Source organism: Brumimicrobium glaciale (genome assembly GCF_004152935.1).
In the GTDB taxonomy this organism is placed as follows: domain Bacteria; phylum Bacteroidota; class Bacteroidia; order Flavobacteriales_D; family Crocinitomicaceae; genus Brumimicrobium; species Brumimicrobium glaciale.
Genome location: NZ_SETE01000001.1, coordinates 696,112 through 715,644, shown reverse-complemented (window position 1 = coordinate 715,644; position 19,533 = coordinate 696,112). Strand labels below are relative to the sequence as shown.

Here is a 19,533-nt window from a genome sequence, read left to right as displayed (position 1 = left end):
AAAAAACGTTGGAGGAATCAGATTTTATTGAAATTAGGAGGCTAAAAAAAGTTGAATTGATTGGGACGAATCCCAACAATAACTTTTTTTCATTAAATTAGCCTAAACGAACTACTTATGACGGAATCCAAAGAAAAACGATTATGCCAAGAATGCGAAACGCCTTTATCAGGCAGACGTGACCAAAAATTTTGTGGTGATTATTGCAGAAATACATTCAATAATAGATTGAACGAAGACAGCAGTAATTACATGCGCAGAATCAATAATATTCTGAGAAAAAACAGAAGAATTCTAGAGAAATTGAATCCCGATGGAAAGAAAACGCTGGATGGAATCACAATGGCAGAAGAAGGTTTTAACTTTCATTATTACACGAATATTTACACGACAAAAAAAGGAAGTCAGTATATTTTCTGTTATGATCAAGGGTATTTAAAAATGGATGACAATCAGTATATGTTGGTTCATAAGCAGGATTACGTTAAGTAATTATTAATGTTTAAGGTTTAATTATTAACGCGGTTTGGTGGTTGCGCTGTAATGGAACGCGGGCCTTCGACAGGCTCAGTCACCGCAACACATTCGCAAAGGAAACGTGAATTTAAAAAATACAATCAACTTTAATTCGTGATCGAAGACCTGCATCATTATTGTGGAATCATGTCAAATTATTAAATGTCAATTGTGTTTGAATCGTGTTTTTTCCTTGCAATAGTTTTTTATTTATTGGAAGTTATATCAGCGATTAATTCCGATAATGAGTTTTGTATTTTGATAGCACGTTCAACTGAAAAATCAACCTCCATAATTTGGGGTTTTACGGCTTCAGTTAATTCTTTCTTCACCAAGATTTTTAAGAAAGGGATAATGTACTCTATCACTTTTTCATCAGCATGTTTAATGTCTTCTATTATTGTTGATCTATAATCAAGGATGTATATTATATCATTAAAATCTTTGTCGTATCGCGGGTCTTCACCCCGGTCTTTATATGCGCTAATTTTGCTAGCAATAAAAAATTCGACAGGCAGTAATTTTATTTCTATTCCCTCGATTGATTTAGTTATTGCTTGTTTTAGACCTTTTTCGTACCATTCGTTACCGGGTGCCCAACCCACATTCTTAGTAGACATAACATCTATTTTTATATCCTCGTATTTAAATCGACAAATAACACTAGACTCCTGATCAGCATACACATCTCTTTTTGCAAGATATTCTCGAATGGTTTCTAATTCCGAAAGTGATAATAATTGAATTACAATATCTATGTCAGCTGTTGGCCGTATATCAAGTGCTGAAGGGTCATCAATATACTCGCTCACAACAGAACCTCCTACAAACATTATTTCTTTTGGATAATCTTTGAATAACTTACTAACCCGTTGAATTGCTATTCTATTTATTTGTGTATTATTCATGCTTCTGTTTTAATGCCAGCATAGGGTTTGAAGAATTAGGCATAATCATTTCTTCAAGTTTATGGAAAGCTATTTTAGTCATTCTTTTGTGGCGCGTCATTCGCAAACACTCTAACAAACCAATTATCTCTTTCGCTTTTTTACTTTTTAATGTTGCAATTGGAGCTCCATTATACAATGGTGTAATTTGAGGTAATATGTCTTTTCCTTTGCTGTTCTTCCAGATATATTTTTCAGAAGACAAATTCATTTCTTCACCAATTACCTTAAGGGGTACTATTATACCTCTTGTTTCTGCTCCATAAACTATGGGAAAGACTATACTGAAGCCATACTTAAGAAAATCGAGCAATGTTTGTTTACTGATTCGTTTGGAATTTTTATCGTATAATCCTGCAGTTTCCATGCTTGATAAAGAAGAATGGACCGTTGACGTGCTAATATTTAGATCATGAGCCAAATCGCGTATCACCCAATCTTTATTGCCAGAAGTTTCTTCACTTGCAATCCAAACTAGTATAACTATGTCTTGTCCTTTCATTTCACTGTATTGTTCTATGTTTGCAATTCGCGAACACAGAACAAATATAGTAATAATTATTTAAATGACTCTAATCGAAGTCATTCTATCTTAATTAGAGATTATTGACGAAACACTTTCTGGCAGGTCTATCAAATGTTGATGATGCTATGAACAAACACGAAATAGCATTATTAAAAGACATAAACAATTTGTTAAAACTATCGATGGAGGATTTTGACAGCACTATTGCGATAAATACTCAGAAACGAGAAAGAACTAAATCTTCAGAAAATTCAAATTCGCGAATTTCTGCGAAAGAACTTGCATTCAAGGTTTTGGATGTTTCCAAAAATGCTACAAAGGAAGAAGTTAAAAAAGCATACCGAAGCTTAGTAAAATTGCATCATCCAGATGTTTTTTGCCACTCAAGGATTAGCGCATCAGAAAATTGCCGAGAAAAGATTTATAGAGATTCAGAAGGCTTATGAAGTTTTGGAGGAGAGGTGGTAGTGGGGTTTTGAAGGGATTTTCTGTTTTTAAAATGCGGCAACTTGTAACGACTTCATTTTCAACCCAATTAAAGTCGTTATCAATAATCGACTTTTGTGAAAACTAAATCAAATAAATCCATGAAAGGGTAAAATTCATGTTCGTTTCAGAGTCTTATAACCACTAAATAATTTTTCAAAATACAGTATTGTATCGATTTCCCCATAAGGAACACCGGATCCGTCAACTCAGTATTTAGCGCTAACCTATCGACACACCGAATACTTAGTTGTTAGGCATAGTTAATTATTCCAAAAAGTAGAAATTATAAACCAACATAAAATTATTAAAATTTATGTAAAGTTGTTTGCGTTTATCTTGAGAGTTTATTGTAATTAGTTTTAGTGAACATTTTACACCGTCCTCATTTACGCAGATCCATTCAACTACATCGTCGCCATCATTATCTGTTCTTTCACCCTTATTTTCAATCACATCATAATTTTGTTCTGTCTCAGAAAAAATTTTTACTCGTTCATTTTCACTATCAATAAACCCAAGAATGTTTAATTCTTTTCCTTCACTCCATTCGTCCCATGTTTCAGTTGTTTCATCATAATCTCTAAAGGACACTGATGTGATTTTAAATTTAACAACTTGACTAAAAGAAATTGCACTTGATGCAAGGAGACATATTAAAAAAAGTATTTTTTTCATAAATTATATTGACTTTTATATCTTGATTACGGATTAATATTTGAGCTGTATTTCATATATTTTTTTTCGAGTTTAATAAAAAGAATGTTTTTGTGCTATCTTTTGGTCTTAGATTCTTTTTTAATTATGCTCAACTTACTAGCGTATTATCGGTTTTTTTCTTTCAATAGCTAAAGATAGTCGTAAAAAATTAATAGTCAACCAAGAAGTCTATTAATTGACGAGTAGAAAATAATTGATAAAATGGAGTTGAACTATGCCGCACTATGAGCAAACTTTAAGGTCGCTTTGATTTGGATGGATATCCTCTTCGTTTTTGGAGTGCTAAAATGAAAGGGTAAAAAGAATTCCTTATGTAATAATACGCTTTTCCTATAAATTCATTTTCAACAGGGTTTATTTATACTTTTTACAGCGTTTGTAAATCCATGCAATAAGCTAAAGAACGTTCAATAAAATCAAGCACTTCAGGTAGGTGAAGCAATGATATTGTGTCTTGTTCTCATCCTTCCTTTTTTGCATTTTTTACAATAAATAACATCATTGATGGCAAAACTGACAACTTTCAATGCGTTTAACCACTAAATCAACTTTCGAAAATAAAATATTGACTCGCTTTTCCCACAAGGAACAACGGATTCGTCAACATGGTATTCAGTTTCGGCCTATTGGCACGCCGAATACTTACGTTATTGTAAGTCGTTTTTACATTAAAGTACCTACAAATTGTATTAATTCTGGACCTTTTTCGTAAATACCTTTAGCTGTTAAAGACGCTGTTACTTTACCTAGCCAAGCCATTATTTTGGACTGTCTATTCGGTGTTCCTTTAGGTGACTCTAAATCTATTGCTTCTAATTCAGAAATTTCTTTTTCACTAACACCATAAGATTTTAATTTCTCTTTATTCTCTGCGCTTATTGTGAGGTTTATATCTCCTTGAGTTAAATTTTGTCCAGTTGCAACATTTAGAGGGTTATTGTCTCCATAAATATTATTTGTTACAATATTTTGAACATCTTTTTGATTTTCCTCATTCATAGTGTAATCGTTTTCAAGTTTTGGGAATTGATTTTCAAGTTCTTGTAGAGTATCTAACAGTTTTTGTTTTGTTTGTTCCAAAATATTTTGAAGTTGGACTTTACCAATAGGACGTCTTGCACTTCTTGCAACACCCCTATGTTGTTGGATTTGTTCTTTATACATATCAGCAATGATATTAACCATTCCTCCAGGTATGTTTACATACGCTTTTGCATTTTCAAAAGTTGAGATATTACTTTCTACAATTGCAATGGGTTCAATAACTCTATGGTTATATATCATATCTTTCATATCATCTCCCCAAGCATCATTCAGAACGACAGGGAAACTTTGTGAACGGCCGAATGGAAAATCTATAAAAAGTTCAATTTCAGCCCAAATCTTTCTATAATTGGGCAGAACAGTATCTTGATATTCGTAACCATTTAATTCTTTCGATAACCAATTTTTAAATGTTTCATTCTGAATTTGATTAGCGATAAGTTTCGATCTTGTTAGGGCTTGAGAAAGAGTAATTCTATCATATGCCAAATCTATTATTAAGTCTTTTATCACTCTTGTTTTTTTTAGAAATACTAACAACTTATTTACACATCCAATCAAACCCTACAACTCCTTCCAAATCCAGAAATATTGTAAAGCTTCACCGTATAATAACTATAAATCTAACTAAAAATTCCTATTCAACACCGCACCATCCAAACTTTTAATTCCTTTCAATTAAGTATTACCTAAATGCCAATTTCAACGCTAATGTTTCTTTCGACCCTGAGGAAGGTGGGAATCCTGTTGAACTGTTGTGCTCAGCTGTTCACTCGAAAAGAGCGACCTTGGAAGCTCCTTTTTGGGTGTCTCACAGCGTAGCTTCAACAGAAAACAGATTGGAAACGCAGGCAGATACAGGGCGCTAAATCAGAGTAGAGAGAGGAGTGAAGAGAGAGGAAGTGCTGATTCCAATATGAAACGTTCTTGTTCTCGATACAAAATTCTTCATTGAATAATAAAACACTCTCGAATTTACAAGGAATTCGTAATTGATAATTCGTAATTCGTAATTAATTTTATTTAGCAAATTTAAACTGCAAAGTAACATACCCACTCACCCCATCCGAAGGCAAAATCCCAGGACCAGGATAACCTGTCGCCCTCCTCGTAAAGTAACTTGCATTCGTAAAATTATTAACTCCAAACTCAACTTGAAAATACTTTTTGAATTTATAACTTCCACTGAAATCAAAAACGTAATACGCAGGAACTTCTCCAATTACAGCGTCACCTGAAGGCTCAATGGCATTGGAGGCATCAGAAAATTGTGGTGAGTTAAAACTTCCTTGGATTTTTAATGTCCAACTTTTAAACGTTGAACTTATTCCTGATTTCACCATGAAAGTGCTCACATATTCTACCTTATTACCAATGTAATTTGGTTCTTTTGAGGTGATGTAATTGGCGTTGATGTATGAAGCATTCACGAAAGTATTCAGTGACCAATTTCTTCTCTTAGAACCTAATTTCAACCAATCGATTTCAGCAAAAGCTTCTAATCCATAATTTTGTGCATCACCAATATTTGTTCTTTCCTTCTTAACCGTTTTCGGCTTTGGCGCCAGTCCAATTTTGTCTCCGTAGAAAATATAGAACGCCGATAAATCATAGATCATAATGTCTTTCAATAAACCACGGAATCCTAATTCTGAAGTAAACCCATATTCATCTTTCATGTTTGGGTCGACCACTACGTTTGGGTTTGTTACGCGAATATCGGTGAAGTTTATCGCTCTATAATTTTGTGTGATGTTCGTATATAAACTTGAATTCTTTCCTGCTTTGTAAGAAACTCCCGCTCCAAATAATGGAACAGTTCTCGCAACCGTATTGGAATCATTTACTCGATTAACCATTAGCGTGTCGAAATTCAAAGGGTGAACGACATATTGTTTGTAAAAACCTTCCGAACTTGTGGAGATATTTTCCAAACGCATCCCTAAATTAAATCTCCATTTTTCTCCAACAAAAAACATATTTTCGGCGAAGAAAGCTTGGTTAATTGATGGATAAACGAAGGAAGAACCTTCTACATCATCAGGATGAATAAACATAAAATTAGCATCGTCACCATCTGCTGCGGTTCCTTGTCTGGTTTGCGTTTCTCCTTGATAAACTCTTGCTCCAATCAATAAGGCTCCTTTTACTTTGGCGGTATTTCCTTCTTCATTTTTAAACCAACTGTACTTTTTCATGAAACGCGCTTCTACTCCACCGTTCATGAAATCAGAATAAATCATTTCTCTGTTTCCTCCTAAATCCGTTTGGGTAATTTTCCCCAAGAATCCAATTGTTCTTCGGTTTGACATCATTCCAAAAGCACGTATATCTAACGTAATCGATTTATTGATCTCGTAAGTTGATTTTACCGCCAATAAATTCCAATCTACAGCAAACCAATTTCTATCTCTGATACTTTGACGTGGATCTTCTGCAAATCCTAAATCGGTTAATCCTCCAGCTTGTTTCGTGACATAATTCATGTGGGTAAATTCTGCACTAACCGTCCAATTCTCATTCAAATAATAACCAATTTGTGCGAATGCTTGGTGCTGATAAAACTGACTATTGTCTCTGTATCCGTCTCCCCTTTTGTATTGGTGATAAGCTTGATAAAACATTCTTTTATGCGTTCCAGAAATACGATTAAACGTACTGAAATATCCATATCCTCCAACTGTATTTCGTGTTGTAAATTCGAATGGCGTATGTTTTACTGGTTCTAAAATTTCAAAATTCAACAATCCACCAAACTGAGTTCCGAATTGTAAAGCAGCTGAACCACGAATGATTTCAATGCTTTTTAATGCTTCAATTGGTGGTGTGTAATAACTTTCAGGATATCCCAAAGCATCTGCGCTGATGTCATATCCGTTTTGACGTGTGTTGAAATTCGCAGTTCTTTTTGGACTTAATCCTCTTCCTCCAATTCCAATTTGAATTCCTGCTCCATCGTTTTCCCAAATATTCAATCCGGGAACTTTCGCATACATTTCTCGTGCATTTCCTGTTGATTTCGCTCCACTTAAATTTTCTAATTCTATAATTGAATTCGTTCCAGTATTTAAACGAACTCCTTTAATGGGTGGCATAAATCCAACATTAAAATCAGCCATTCGTTTCTTGATAATCATTACTTCGCCCATTTCTTGAGTTTCATAACGCATTGTCAATCGATTAGATCCGTTCAATTGAATCTCTTTTCCTGCTATAACTCTTAATGTATCATAAAATGAAAAAGTGAATTCAATGGTATCATTTACAGCTGCTTGAATTGTAAAAACGCCATCAATTGATGTTCGCGAAAGTTTCTTATTGTTAAGATTCTGAATCTTTACGCCAGGCAATTCATCGTTTTGTTGATCGGCGATTATTCCACGGTAATTCTCCTGACCATAAACTATGGACACGATTAAAAATGATATGATAAAAAATATTATTTTCATTTTTCAAAAGGTTCTATCCAATCACGGTGTTTCAAATTGTAAGGCAACGCTGTTAAATCATGCTTTTTATCAATAAATAACTGAGAATTTCTTCCATTCAATGCAACAAAAACTTCCGCATGTACAGCAGGATCGTGCAAAGTTATCGATTGTTCCTTGTTTGAAAATGTTTTTCCGTCATATTCTTTTTTCAACATTTTAGCGAATTGCAAAATCATATCAGGTTGCGTCATCATTTGATCCTCTTGTCGAATAGTCAAATAATCGGTATTGTTCACTTCAATTGTTCGTCCTGATGCCTTATCCGTTACATAAAAAGTAGCGTGACCTTCTTTGTGCATTAACATCACTCTCCAAGAAAATCTAAAACCTTCTTCATTCCAAAATAAATGGCCAGGATAAGCCAAAAAACGAATAGGAACTAAGATCTGAAAAGTAATATATAAGATGATTCCATATTTCACAAAAGGATTTGGAGTTGGCATATTTTTAATCGTTTCTGGAATATTCTCTGACCATTTAAACACTCTTTTAAGACCATTTAAAAGCTGTTGATGAAACTGAGCACTAAAGAAAATTGTAGTTGAGAAAATCATTACCCAAGGAAAAACGCCTATTGGGAAAAGCAACCAAGTTACGATATGAAAGAAAATAACGGCTAAATATGCCAAAGGTCGGGTTCTTTTGTTCAACAAGAAAAACACGATAAATAAATCATAAAGACAACCCATCCAACTAAAGAAATAAGCTGTGATTTCTGCCTTCAAAATCCCTCCAACATAAGGAATATTATGGTGCGCCTGTAACCAAGTTCTTAGCGGTTGTGCTTCAAAAAGCCAATCTGCATTGATCTTTGCTAATCCAGCAAAAATATAAACGACAGCCAATTGAAATTTTAAAATGCCAATGTGCCAAGCTGCGGTTTCTTTTCTTCTAATGGAAGGAAAAAGCTTTGCATCTATTGAAAAGTCACGATGTGCTGGGACCAACATCATCAAAAAACTCATTAAACTTAAGAAGTAATAATGGTTTAAATAATTCGATTTGTCGATTAACTCGATATAGGTAAAACATACAAAAAAGACGAAAGTACTGATGCGATAGAAAAATCCCAACATGATAAACAAAGCTGCGATTGCCATGAGTACAAATGGGATGTACATCAAATTTCCTTGCAATGGTTTTATCCATTCAAAACCTAAATAACCAAAGAAAAATTGCGGTTCAATGTACTGTGTTTCCACCCAACCTTTCATTATAAACCGCACACTGCTAAAAAGCAGCATAGCCCCAAAAATTATGCGAAACATAATTAATGGAGCTATAGCCGTTTGCTTAAAAAAACCAGCCTTAAAGCCTTGAGTTATCGTTCTAATCACCGTCGTTGTCCTGATAAGTAATCAATACTCCAAACGCTGCTGTCATATCTGTTTTGATATTAACGACTTGTTGTTGAAGATGCAAATACAATTCATCCAATTGATTCTGCATCCCTGGATCGTTGATTGCCTCTTCTAAAGTCATTGTAAAACCTTCTGCATTGGATTGAATAACATCAAATTTATCGTTAATCGTATTGTCTAAATTTGACTTTTCTAAATTCAATAAATAATCGCTAAATCCAAGTCCGTTAGAACCTTTTATGAGTCCTTTTCCGTTGTAAGTTGCTTTTAGCGCTTTGATACTTTCAACTAATAATTCGAAAGAAATTCCGCTGTAACGTGCTTCCACATATTCTGGATTTGACAAACCTAGATTTGCTTTCCCAATTGGAATTCCAATTTTCGCTGTCTTCGCCAATTCGTAATCTCTATTGAATTCATTTACTAATTCAGAGAACGCAGAAGTTGAAGAAGTCCCTGTTGATGCATCGAATTCTGCTTTATACGCTGTCCAACCATTAACAACTGCTTGGGTTTCATTATAAATTTTTCGAATTACTTCCTCAGTATAATCTGCATAAGCAGCGTTATTTTGAAATTCAGTTAATGCATTTGAATTGTAGAGTAAGTAATCTAAAGCATTCAATCCAATTGCATCTAAATTAGAAGCAGCTGCTAGATTGTAAGCTCCAGAATTGATATTCGACTCAACTTTTGCAGGATCGACAGGATATGTTCCGGTAGCACTTTTGAAACCGATATTACGAATAGGACCAAAATCAAAAATCTTCAATGTTTGCCATGTCAAGTAACTCGCTTTCCAATGCATTTTAACTTCATTCAAGTTTGCATTTGTCGGGTCACTTTTAAAAGTAACAAAGCTTGATTTCAAATCCGAAACTTCAGTCTCAAACTTAAATAATGAAGGCAGAATTATATTTGCTGAAACATTTTCCAGCATCTCCCCTTTATTAAAGTCAGTAATATCTGCATCTTTGTCCTTCTTATCTTTACAAGAAAAAAGAAGTCCAAAGCTCAGTATTAAAACAAATCCTATCAATCCTTTTAACATATCTCTCTATTTTATTTTTTAAAAATTACCGTCGATAGTCGTAACAATTGCATTGATATCTGCAACCGAAATATCCCACATATTTGCAGGGAACATATTCATCAAAATTGTATGATCCATTTGTGACATTCTTCTCGTTTCCAATGGAGCATAACGAAGATTCCAAGCAAAAGCATAAGCTTCAGAAAGTGCGTGAAATGCTTTAGCGTTATCAGAACCCAATTGCGCTTTTGCAGAATTCAAATAGTAAACCGCTTGTTTTGCAGAAATTGTTTCCCACATTAAACGAATCTGTTTGATTGCTGCATTACGTGTCGCCATATCATCATTTGAAATAGCCGCACGACCTTTCAAGAAGTTATTCATCATGATAGAATTTGAATTCAAATCAGCATCACGTTTATCACAATATTTTCCCCAGAAATTACTTGGAATACTAGATGGAAAATCTGTTGCAACTCCGAAATAACCGAAAGCTTCATCAAAATGATGTTCCATTGTAGTATAGAATTTTCCATTTGCTGCATCTACAGCGTTAGTATTATCAACATTCATTTTAGCATCTGCAAAATATCCGTTAACCGCTTGATTCATGAAAACAGCTCCCATTAAACCTTTTTCAATTAATTGAACTGGCTCATATCCATTAGCATCAAATAAATAATTACTTGTTCCTGAAGTTAAAACTCCAGCTTGACCACTAGCAGCTGTTTCAGCAAAATCATTACTTGCTGCAGATAAATCAGCCATCCAGCTTTTAAACAATTGAACATCATTTGAAAAAGTTTTATCTTCTAATTGTTTTGAAGAAGAAAAAGAGAAGTTTCCAGCTCCATTATCACCGGTGTTAGCATACATATCTAACAAAGTTTGTTCTGAAACCATTGCTCCAGTTCCAGACTTCATCACCACAACCATTTCCTCTAATTGAGACAAACGATCAATTTGACCTCCATAACTTACAGTTGAATTACCATTCGCATCTGTAAATGAATAAGATGTTGGAACAGTGTAACTTCCTTCTTCGGGAGTTGTGTATTTACAAGAACCGTCATCTTTCTTCGCTTCTGTATTATAATTTGTTGCCAGCTCATCTGTACAACCTTCTTTTTTACACGCAATCAACATCGTTGCAGCTGCAGTAAAAACAAATATCTTTTTAATCATCTCTATGTTTTATTTTATGTTTGGCAAAATTACACAGGCTTCAAAGAATTGACAATACCTTAAATGTGGTATTTAGAATCATTTTAAATAGAAAACAATTTGGTACCTTTGTAATGAACAATTTGAAGAGCCAAAACGTTTTATAAAAAATAAAGATATGTCAGAAAAGAATCAAAATTTCAACAAATTAACCCAAGAAGAAGAACACGTTATTATAAATAAAGGAACAGAGCGTCCATTTACAGGGACATTGCTAGATGAAAATGCAAATGGTGTTTATACATGTAAACAATGTGATGCTCCACTTTACACTTCTGAATCAAAATTTGATTCTATGTGTGGATGGCCTTCTTTTGATGATGAAATCGAAGGAGCTATTGAACGTGTTACCGACGCAGATGGAAGAAGAATTGAAATAGTTTGTGCGAATTGCAAAGGACATTTGGGTCACGTTTTTGAAGGAGAAAGGTTGACGGAGAAGAATACGCGTCATTGTGTTAATTCTGTTTCAATGAATTTTTTAATTAGAGAATAGAGAAGAAGAAGATTTCTTTTTTGAAGGGATTCCGATTGGATGCGTTACCTTCGACAGGCTCAGTCAACGGATTACTCTTCGTTGACTGAGCCTGTCGAAGGCAATGTGGGTAAATGAAAAAACGTTTTGAAAAGAATGATAATAACATTGAAATAATTAGGTTTTATCTTAGAATGCTCAATCAACGAGGTACTTTTTGAAACCATTGCCTTCGACTGCACTCAGTCAACGGGATATCATTTAAGAAAAGACAGGGAGAAAAAAACTTAATTCTAAGACCTTTACGTCTCCTTTATTTTCCTCAACCTCAATCACTTCTTTGATATCGGTACCTAAGCGTAGTCGAAGGCACGATATCAGCGAAGTCTCCCTACTTAGACAAAACCTTAAATTCGGTTCTTCTATTTTGTTGATGCGCTGCTTCTTTATCAGTTTTACGACTCATTTTAGCTATTTCCGCATCCGTTTTAATTGGTTTTTCCATTCCATAACCTGCAAAAACTAAACGATCCTTTTGAATTCCTTTATTGATTAAATAGTCGACAACTGCTTTTGCTCGGTTTTTAGACAACTCTTTATTAAATGCTGCAGAACCGCGCGAATCTGTATGTCCACTGATTTCTATCCTCAAACTTGGATTCTCATTTAACAATTGTGTCAACCTATTCAATTCAATTTCTGATTCATTTCTCAAAGAGAACTTACTCAAGTCAAAGAAAATGTTTTTCAATACAATTGACTTTCCAACATCCACCTTTTTCAGGTCGATCTTGATTTCAACTTCTTTGTAGCTTGCATCTTGCTTCACATCAAAATTCTCTGAATGGAACAAATAATCTTTCGCTTTCACTGCAATACCATAGTTTTTTCCACCCGGCAAAGAAACTAAATAACGTCCAGATTCACTGTCTGATGTAAATTCAGCAATCACTTGATTGGTTTCGTTGTCTACCAATTCAATACTTGCCAGTAGAGGTTTTTTCGTTTCATCATCTCTAACAATTCCTTTCAGAATCATTAATTGACTTCCAGAAACCTCAATTTTCGGCTCTATTTGAACCGCTCGAATTGCAACAGTAGCATTCGCCAAAAGCATGTCTTCTCCGCTTAAAATCGGATTTTTCTTCGCTCCCAACAAGGTAACTTTGTATAAATCTTTATCGCCAAATCCATCCTCACGGAAAGAGGTCATATAAGCGTCACGTCCATTTGCCGCAACAACAAAGAACACATCATCATCTGGAGTATTTATTGGATAGCCTAAGTTTTCAGGTTTTGTCCATGTTCCATCTTCCTGTTTCACCACTTTAAACACGTCATATCCTCCCATTGAGTTATGTCCTTTTGAAGAAAAGTAAATAGTTTTTCCATCTGGATGAACAAAAATTCCATCTTCGTTATAAATAGAGTTGATGGTCTCAGGCAAACGTTCAACATTTCCCCACTCTTCTTTCTCCTCATTCCAAGATGCGATATAAATATCTCTGTCTTTTGGATCTCCCCTTTTCTCTAAAGGTCGCTCGCTAACAAAGTACAATTGCTTCCCGTCAGGAGAATACCAAGCCGATGCTTCATGGTAAGGACTACAAATAGCGTTATCAAACTTTTTTGGTTTACTCCAAAGATTACCTTTCCGAACACTTTCGTACAAATTACCATCCCCTTTATCATCGATATAAACAATCATTTTACTTCCATCTGGATTCATTGCAACTGCTGCGTCATGCCGTTCTGTATTAATTGGGCTTCCAATGTTCACAGCTGATGTCCAACCTTTTTTAGTAAAGCTATTAGAAGAATATACATCTTCAAAATAGGCATCAATAAATTCATCTCTAAAACCACCTGTTGTATTTGGTCTGCGACTGGTAAAGAAAATCTCAGAGGCATTTGCGGTCAAAACCATTCCGTATTCAGGATATTCAGAATTTATCTCTTTGCCCATGTTATCAATCCAAACCCTAACTGGGGTTTTAACAAGTTCTTTACCTGATTGACATTCAAAAATCCTCTTGTTAACATCCATTAATGCCTCCAACTCTTTTTTAGAATCAATTCGACTTTTATGCAATTCATAATGGGTAATTGCTTTGTCCCATTCCATTTTCAAATGATAGCCTCTTCCTAAGAAGTAATGAATATCAGCATTTAGATCCGCATTTAACGCAAATGCATTTTGAAAATATTCTAGCGCTTTAAACTTTTGTGGCGCATTCAAATAACACATTCCAATCTGATAATTCACATGTGCACTTTTCGGATTGAAAGCTTGGGCTTCTAAATAATATCCTAATGCTTGACTGTAACGCGGAAATGGTTGTGGCAACATCAATTCATCTGCAGTTTCCATTTGACTTTCTGCTTCCTTGAATTCTTTCTTGTTGTCTTTAAAGTTCTTTTTATCAAAAGTGACTTCTTGTGCAATTAAAGAAATACTAAAAACGGATAAAATTAAGATTAGAATTATTGTCTTCATTTTCCTTCGATTAAATTCCCACAACTATTGGTGGTGTAATACTCTTCTGCTATTCTTATTCCTAAATCTGCTGCTTTATTCCAATCATGACAAGCTGCCACTTCATTGCGCAACATTTCATTGCCAATCGCTCGGTTATAATAAGCTGCTCCAAAATCATTGTCTTTTTCAATTGCTTTGGTTGAAGAAACAATTACATTTTGGTAATCTTCCATTTCCATATAAACTCCAGCAATGTTATTGTAAGCAATTGCATAATCTGGTTTTAATAGAATCACTTTTTTGAAATCAGTAAGGGCTTCTTTATAATTTCCTTTTTCGAATTTTGCAAAACCTCTATTGTTCCATGCTAAGAAATTATTTTGATCAATTAATATTGCTTTATCATAAGCTGTAATTGCACGGTCATATTCTTTTTGTTCCCGGTATAAACTCCCTAGATTATTGTAAGCCAGTCCCGATTTCTTATCTAAGTCTGCAGCTTTATTATAGTCTGCAATGGCATTAGTCATATTTCCACTCAATTTATAAGCGCTTCCTCTGTCATTATGCACATCAGCAAATTTATTATCAATTGAAATAACCTTAGAAAAGTCAGTAATTGCATTCTCGAATTGTTGTAATTTAAAATATTGAATTCCGCGCTGATAGTAGTACGTCTTTTCATTCGTCATGCGTTCAATTGCCTTAGAATAATAGGAAATAGCTAGTTCTATACTGTCATTTAATTCAGCCAATGTACCTAATTCAAAAAACGGCAGGTGCGCTGTTTCATCAATGGAAGAAATGTGTAGAAACTGTTTTGTGGCTAAATCTAACTTATTATCAGCAAGATAAGTGTACGCTAAGTTAGAATGTGCTTTAATGAAATCTGGTGAAATTTCAATTGCTCTTTTGAAATCGGTTGCCGCTTTGCTATAATCCTTGTTCTCAAAAGCTGTTGTTCCTTCATTGTAGGCTTCCTGAGCTTCTGGATCAATACCAGTAGAATCAGTTTCTACATTATTTGCAACGATAACTTTTAGACTATCCTCTTGACTATAAGAAGTTAACCAAAAGAAGCTACAGCAAAAAAGTAACATCCATGTCTGTAGAATTTTCATAATAGTTTTGTTTTTAAAGATTAAAAATAACCAATTTCATTTAACATCGAATATTTTTCATTCAAGTATTTTAGGTGTACAATTTCGTATTCATATATTTGAACTAGAAAAACAAAAAAACTCCCCTCTGACAAACATGAATTTTTAACGTCGTATAAATTCAAATTAGAATAAAAACATTCTCTTTTCAGTCTTTTTAATAGTTTGTATAGTATTTTTGTTGAGTAGTAATGAGCAGTGATTTTTTCACGCTTTTTCAAACAATAAATAGGTGATAATGAAATACGGAAAGTGGTTTGTTCGCGTCAATTGGATAACTTTAGTTTTTATATTTTTGGTAGTCATTGCTGGAAGTTTCGTAAGAATAACCGGAAGTGGAATGGGATGTCCAGACTGGCCAAAATGTTTCGGACAATGGATTCCTCCAACAGAAAAGTCAGCTTTACCTGAAGATTACAAGGAAGTTTTTAGTGAGAAACGCATAAAGAAAGTTGCCAAATTCAGCAATATGCTTGAGGCTGTTGGAATGGAAGAAACTGCTGAAAGAATCCGTAACGACAAATCAATTCTATTAGAGGAAGATTTTAATGCCCGAAAAACTTGGACAGAATACGCCAATCGTTTGTTTGGTTTCATGGCTGGAAATGGAGTTTTATTGGTCTTTCTGTGGATAATCTTAAAATATCGAAAAAGAAAACTAATCGTACTTTCATCAATCAACCTTGTTTTCCTCTTATTTCAAGCATGGTTTGGATCAATAGTAGTCGCAACGAATTTAGTTCCTTGGACAATAACAGTTCACCTCTTCTTCGCATTAGTCATCATTGGATTACAAATTTATATCATTCGAATAGTCGCACCATCACAACAAAAGAACATTAAAGTCAGCAAATCATTTTATGCTTTAGTCTTCTTTATTTTCGTTGTGGTTTTCGCACAAATGTTTTTAGGAACACAAGTAAGAGAAGAAATTGATCACCTTACAAAAGCAGGAATTGGAAGAGAAGGTTGGGCTGAGAATCTCGGGATAATTTTCTTTATTCACAGAAGTTCCTCTTGGTTAGTTTTAGGATTAATTGCAGTGATGTTCTGGATTTCAAGAAAACGAAAAGATTTAAGAATCATTCATTGGATATTTGCGATGTTGGCGATTGAATTATTAAGTGGAGTAATATTGAATCACTTCAATGTCCCTGGATTAGTTCAAACAGCGCACTTATTATTTGCTTGTATATTGTTTGGAATATTGATGATGGCAACTTTCAGATTGAAAACGAAAGAAATCGCTTAATTAAGAGACATTCAATCAGATTGCCAAAAGTTTTTAATTTTACAAGACACGATTAAGATATTTCAACATGGAAAAAATTCAAAATTACATCAATGGAAAGTTTGTTGCTCCAAAAGCAGGAAAATACTTCGACAATATTGAGCCAGCAAAAGGAATTGCGTATTCTTTAATACCAGATTCTCAAGCGGAAGATGTTGAAGAAGCAGTTTCAGCAGCACAAGCGGCATTTCCTGGATGGTCTGGATTAAGTATTGAAGACCGTGGAGATTGGATGATGAAATTATCTAATGGAATAGCAGCTAGAATGACTGAATTCGTTGAAGCAGAAAGTCGTGACAATGGAAAGCCAATTAAGCTGGCGGAACATGTTGATATTCCGCGTGCCATTTCAAATTTTAAGTTTTTCGCTACTGGAATTCAACATTTCGCTTCTGAATCTCATGAAATGGTCGGCGTTGGAATTAATTATACTTTACGCAAACCATTAGGAGTTGTGGGATGTATTTCTCCATGGAATTTACCTTTGTACTTATTCTCATGGAAGATTGCACCAGCAATGGCAACTGGAAATTGTGTCGTTGCAAAACCTTCTGAAATTACTCCTTATACTGCTTATTTATTGTGTAAAGTAATGGAAGATATCGACTTCCCAAAAGGAGTTTTAAATATAGTTCACGGATTTGGACATACTGCAGGAGATGCAATTGTTCGACATAAGTTAACTAAAGCAATTTCTTTTACTGGTGGAACAACAACTGGAAAAACGATTGCTACGATTGCTGCTCCGATGTTTAAAAAGCTTTCTTTAGAATTAGGTGGAAAGAATCCAAACATTATTTTCGATGATTGTGATTTCGATGAAATGATGAGCACGACAATTCGTTCAAGCTTTGCTAATCAAGGTCAGATATGTTTGTGTGGTTCAAGAATATTCGTTCAGAAAGGAATTTATGAACGTTTCAAAAAGGAATTTGTAGAGAAGATTAAGAAATCTAAAGTTTCATATCCGACTGATCCAAAAGCACAATTGGGAGCTGTGGTTTCAAAATCACACATGGAGAAAGTTTTGAGTTATGTAGAATTGGCAAAAGAAGAAGGTGGAACAATCCTAGCGGGTGGACACCAAGTAAAACTAGATGCACCTTATGATCAAGGATTTTATTTAGCGCCAACAATTATCGAAGGATTGAAATTCGATTGCAGAACGAATCAAGAAGAGATTTTTGGTCCTGTGGTTACTCTTACTCCTTTCGAAACTGAAGAAGAAGTGCTAATGATGGCAAATTCTACGGAATATGGTTTGTCTGCTACGATTTGGACGAATAATTTGAAACGTGCACATAACTTGGCGAATGAAATTGATGCTGGAATTGTGTGGATTAATGCTTGGTTGGTAAGGGATTTACGTACGCCGTTTGGTGGAGTGAAGTCTTCTGGTGTTGGACGTGAAGGTGGCTGGGAAGCGATGAAGTTTTTTACGGAGGCTAAGAATGTCTTTGTGAAGTATTGATTGGCTTGGTGTTTCTCCCGCAGATTTTCGCAGATTTCGCAGATTTTTTTTTGGTTGGGTGATGGTTGGGTGGAATGGTTTTTCTCCGCTCTCATTCTCTTTCTCACTCTATTTGTTCTCCCGCAGATTAGCGCGGATTTCGTAGACTTTTTTTTTTGGTTTGGTTTGGTGATGGTTGGTTGGTTGGTTGGTGGAATGGTTTTTCTCCGCTCTCATTCTCTTTCTCACTCTATTTGTTCTCCCGCAGATTAGCGCGGATTTCGTAGACTTTTTTTGGTTTGGTGATGGTTGGGTGGAATGGTTTTTCTCCGCTCTCATTCTCTTTCTCACTCTATTTTTTCTTCCACAGATTAGCGCGGATTTCGTAGATTTTTTTTTGGTTTGGTGATGATTGGTTGGTGGAATGGTTTTTCTCCGCTCTCACTCTCTTTCTCACTCTATTTTTTCTTCCCCAGATTAGCGCGGATTTCGTAGTTTTTTGGTTTGGTGATGATTGGTTGGTGGAATGGTTTTTCTCCGCTCTCATTCTCTTTCTCACTCTATTTTTTCTTCCGCAGATTAGCGCGGATTTCGTAGATTTACACTTGTAGTGGATGTTTCTCTGCTTTCAATCTATGGTGTTAAAATCGAAAAGTAAATTACTACATAAAAGAGCAATTTATACATTAAAAATAAGGTTGTTTTAACGTTTAGTCAGAATATGGTATTAAAGTGAATCTAAGTCATAAGTAAAATCATTTAAATCAACATCTTAATAAGTTCCGTTTTGGATAAAGAAGAAACCTGTTACAGAACAACGATTTTTAGTTATTATTAATAATGATAGTCGTACCGCTATTCTTGCGATCTTCTGAAAACTTCGAGCCATTGATAACACAGAACTGTTTAACAGCTGTTTCATCTAATTCACCATCAACTATTAGTCCCGCTGAGATAATGTGTTGTGCTAGTTGCTTTTTAAAGCCCACAATTCGGATTTCACATTTATCCAAATCCTCATTGAAAAATGTTATCTCAAAATAACCTACTCTACCTTCTGGACTGCCTGCTGTTACTTGCTTGGGATCATTGTAAAATTGAGAATTAAAAACGGCTAATTTATCATCATCAAGACTATAAAAAGTATATCCATCAGGATAATTACTTGAAACTATCTTAAACAAAGGACTTCCATCAAGAGTAACGATGTCATTTTTAACTTTGACTTTTTGCTTTTGAGAAAATGAAGCAAAAGAAAGGAATAGAATGCTGAATATCAATATTATTTTCATGAGATATTAGTTGTTTATAGTTTTACGGATTAAAGGTA

The 19,533-nt window shown here is 34.6% G+C and carries 16 protein-coding genes; 5 read left to right on the top strand and 11 right to left on the bottom strand.

Features of this window, described 5'->3' with window-relative positions; translation table 11 throughout:
• Positions 1–117 precede the first annotated feature (117 nt).
• On the top strand, positions 118–492 hold the full coding sequence (locus tag ERX46_RS02835; protein ID WP_130092313.1) for a hypothetical protein: 375 nt from the start codon (positions 118–120) through the stop codon (positions 490–492).
• A gap of 230 nt (positions 493–722) precedes the next feature.
• Here ERX46_RS02835 and ERX46_RS02830 read toward each other — a convergent pair whose 3' ends face one another.
• Both ERX46_RS02830 and ERX46_RS02825 read right to left on the bottom strand, forming a co-directional pair.
• Complete coding sequence (locus tag ERX46_RS02830) at positions 723–1,424, bottom strand: hypothetical protein (protein WP_130092312.1); 702 nt, start codon at positions 1,422–1,424, stop codon at positions 723–725.
• Positions 1,417–1,965 carry a hypothetical protein gene (locus tag ERX46_RS02825; RefSeq protein WP_130092311.1) on the bottom strand — a complete coding sequence of 183 codons (549 nt, stop codon included), beginning with the start codon at positions 1,963–1,965 and terminating at the stop codon, positions 1,417–1,419. Before ERX46_RS02825 ends, ERX46_RS02830 begins: the two co-directional genes overlap by 8 nt.
• 149 nt (positions 1,966–2,114) lie before the next feature.
• Here ERX46_RS02825 and ERX46_RS02820 point away from each other — a divergent pair, with 149 nt between their 5' ends.
• A complete protein-coding gene (locus tag ERX46_RS02820; RefSeq protein WP_165366127.1) occupies positions 2,115–2,435 on the top strand; it encodes a J domain-containing protein in 321 nt (106 codons plus the stop codon).
• A 307-nt stretch (positions 2,436–2,742) separates the two neighbouring features.
• On the opposite strand, the gene ERX46_RS02815 is transcribed toward ERX46_RS02820, so the two are convergent.
• The 6 genes from ERX46_RS02815 to ERX46_RS02790 form a co-directional block, all read right to left on the bottom strand.
• Entirely contained in the window at positions 2,743–3,153 is a 411-nt protein-coding gene (locus tag ERX46_RS02815) for a hypothetical protein (protein ID WP_130092309.1), read from the bottom strand.
• 705 nt (positions 3,154–3,858) lie between these two features.
• Entirely contained in the window at positions 3,859–4,752 is an 894-nt protein-coding gene (locus ERX46_RS02810; RefSeq protein ID WP_130092308.1) for an AbiTii domain-containing protein, read from the bottom strand.
• Between the two features lie 506 nt (positions 4,753–5,258).
• Positions 5,259–7,688, bottom strand: coding sequence for a TonB-dependent receptor family protein (locus tag ERX46_RS02805; protein ID WP_130092307.1), 2,430 nt, complete (start codon positions 7,686–7,688; stop codon positions 5,259–5,261).
• Positions 7,685–9,067 (bottom strand): HTTM domain-containing protein, encoded by a 1,383-nt coding sequence (locus ERX46_RS02800; protein ID WP_394345101.1) that lies wholly within the window; start codon positions 9,065–9,067, stop codon positions 7,685–7,687. Before ERX46_RS02800 ends, ERX46_RS02805 begins: the two co-directional genes overlap by 4 nt.
• A complete protein-coding gene (locus ERX46_RS02795) occupies positions 9,060–10,142 on the bottom strand; it encodes an imelysin family protein (protein ID WP_130092305.1) in 1,083 nt (360 codons plus the stop codon). Before ERX46_RS02795 ends, ERX46_RS02800 begins: the two co-directional genes overlap by 8 nt.
• Before the next feature lie 18 nt (positions 10,143–10,160).
• Positions 10,161–11,309, bottom strand: coding sequence for a DUF4856 domain-containing protein (locus tag ERX46_RS02790; RefSeq protein ID WP_130092304.1), 1,149 nt, complete (start codon positions 11,307–11,309; stop codon positions 10,161–10,163).
• Between the two features lie 157 nt (positions 11,310–11,466).
• Here ERX46_RS02790 and ERX46_RS02785 point away from each other — a divergent pair, with 157 nt between their 5' ends.
• Positions 11,467–11,844 carry a methionine-R-sulfoxide reductase gene (locus tag ERX46_RS02785; protein ID WP_130092303.1) on the top strand — a complete coding sequence of 126 codons (378 nt, stop codon included), beginning with the start codon at positions 11,467–11,469 and terminating at the stop codon, positions 11,842–11,844.
• A 370-nt stretch (positions 11,845–12,214) separates the two neighbouring features.
• On the opposite strand, the gene ERX46_RS02780 is transcribed toward ERX46_RS02785, so the two are convergent.
• Both ERX46_RS02780 and ERX46_RS02775 read right to left on the bottom strand, forming a co-directional pair.
• Positions 12,215–14,320 carry an OmpA family protein gene (locus ERX46_RS02780; RefSeq protein WP_130092302.1) on the bottom strand — a complete coding sequence of 702 codons (2,106 nt, stop codon included), beginning with the start codon at positions 14,318–14,320 and terminating at the stop codon, positions 12,215–12,217.
• Positions 14,317–15,423 (bottom strand): tetratricopeptide repeat protein, encoded by a 1,107-nt coding sequence (locus ERX46_RS02775; protein WP_130092301.1) that lies wholly within the window; start codon positions 15,421–15,423, stop codon positions 14,317–14,319. Before ERX46_RS02775 ends, ERX46_RS02780 begins: the two co-directional genes overlap by 4 nt.
• 277 nt (positions 15,424–15,700) lie before the next feature.
• Here ERX46_RS02775 and ERX46_RS02770 point away from each other — a divergent pair, with 277 nt between their 5' ends.
• Together ERX46_RS02770 and ERX46_RS02765 are read left to right on the top strand one after the other, a co-directional pair.
• A complete protein-coding gene (locus tag ERX46_RS02770; RefSeq protein ID WP_130092300.1) occupies positions 15,701–16,714 on the top strand; it encodes a COX15/CtaA family protein in 1,014 nt (337 codons plus the stop codon).
• Positions 16,715–16,781: 67 nt separating this feature from the next.
• Positions 16,782–18,224: an aldehyde dehydrogenase gene (locus ERX46_RS02765; RefSeq protein ID WP_130092299.1), complete on the top strand. Its 1,443-nt coding sequence runs from the start codon at positions 16,782–16,784 to the stop codon at positions 18,222–18,224.
• Positions 18,225–19,027: 803 nt separating this feature from the next.
• On the opposite strand, the gene ERX46_RS02760 is transcribed toward ERX46_RS02765, so the two are convergent.
• Positions 19,028–19,495, bottom strand: coding sequence for a hypothetical protein (locus ERX46_RS02760; RefSeq protein WP_130092298.1), 468 nt, complete (start codon positions 19,493–19,495; stop codon positions 19,028–19,030).
• Positions 19,496–19,533 lie beyond the last annotated feature (38 nt).

What these genes read in the sequence shown, in the direction of transcription:
- ERX46_RS02835 (WP_130092313.1), top strand. Translation starts at nt 118, where the DNA reads ATGACGGAATCCAAAGAAAAACGATTATGCCAAGAATGCGAAACGCCT.
- ERX46_RS02830 (WP_130092312.1), bottom strand. Translation starts at nt 1,424, where the DNA reads ATGAATAATACACAAATAAATAGAATAGCAATTCAACGGGTTAGTAAG.
- ERX46_RS02825 (WP_130092311.1), bottom strand. Translation starts at nt 1,965, where the DNA reads ATGAAAGGACAAGACATAGTTATACTAGTTTGGATTGCAAGTGAAGAA.
- ERX46_RS02820 (WP_165366127.1), top strand. Translation starts at nt 2,115, where the DNA reads ATGAACAAACACGAAATAGCATTATTAAAAGACATAAACAATTTGTTA.
- ERX46_RS02815 (WP_130092309.1), bottom strand. Translation starts at nt 3,153, where the DNA reads ATGAAAAAAATACTTTTTTTAATATGTCTCCTTGCATCAAGTGCAATT.
- ERX46_RS02805 (WP_130092307.1), bottom strand. Translation starts at nt 7,688, where the DNA reads ATGAAAATAATATTTTTTATCATATCATTTTTAATCGTGTCCATAGTT.
- ERX46_RS02795 (WP_130092305.1), bottom strand. Translation starts at nt 10,142, where the DNA reads ATGTTAAAAGGATTGATAGGATTTGTTTTAATACTGAGCTTTGGACTT.
- ERX46_RS02790 (WP_130092304.1), bottom strand. Translation starts at nt 11,309, where the DNA reads ATGATTAAAAAGATATTTGTTTTTACTGCAGCTGCAACGATGTTGATT.
- ERX46_RS02785 (WP_130092303.1), top strand. Translation starts at nt 11,467, where the DNA reads ATGTCAGAAAAGAATCAAAATTTCAACAAATTAACCCAAGAAGAAGAA.
- ERX46_RS02780 (WP_130092302.1), bottom strand. Translation starts at nt 14,320, where the DNA reads ATGAAGACAATAATTCTAATCTTAATTTTATCCGTTTTTAGTATTTCT.
- ERX46_RS02775 (WP_130092301.1), bottom strand. Translation starts at nt 15,423, where the DNA reads ATGAAAATTCTACAGACATGGATGTTACTTTTTTGCTGTAGCTTCTTT.
- ERX46_RS02770 (WP_130092300.1), top strand. Translation starts at nt 15,701, where the DNA reads ATGAAATACGGAAAGTGGTTTGTTCGCGTCAATTGGATAACTTTAGTT.
- ERX46_RS02765 (WP_130092299.1), top strand. Translation starts at nt 16,782, where the DNA reads ATGGAAAAAATTCAAAATTACATCAATGGAAAGTTTGTTGCTCCAAAA.
- ERX46_RS02760 (WP_130092298.1), bottom strand. Translation starts at nt 19,495, where the DNA reads ATGAAAATAATATTGATATTCAGCATTCTATTCCTTTCTTTTGCTTCA.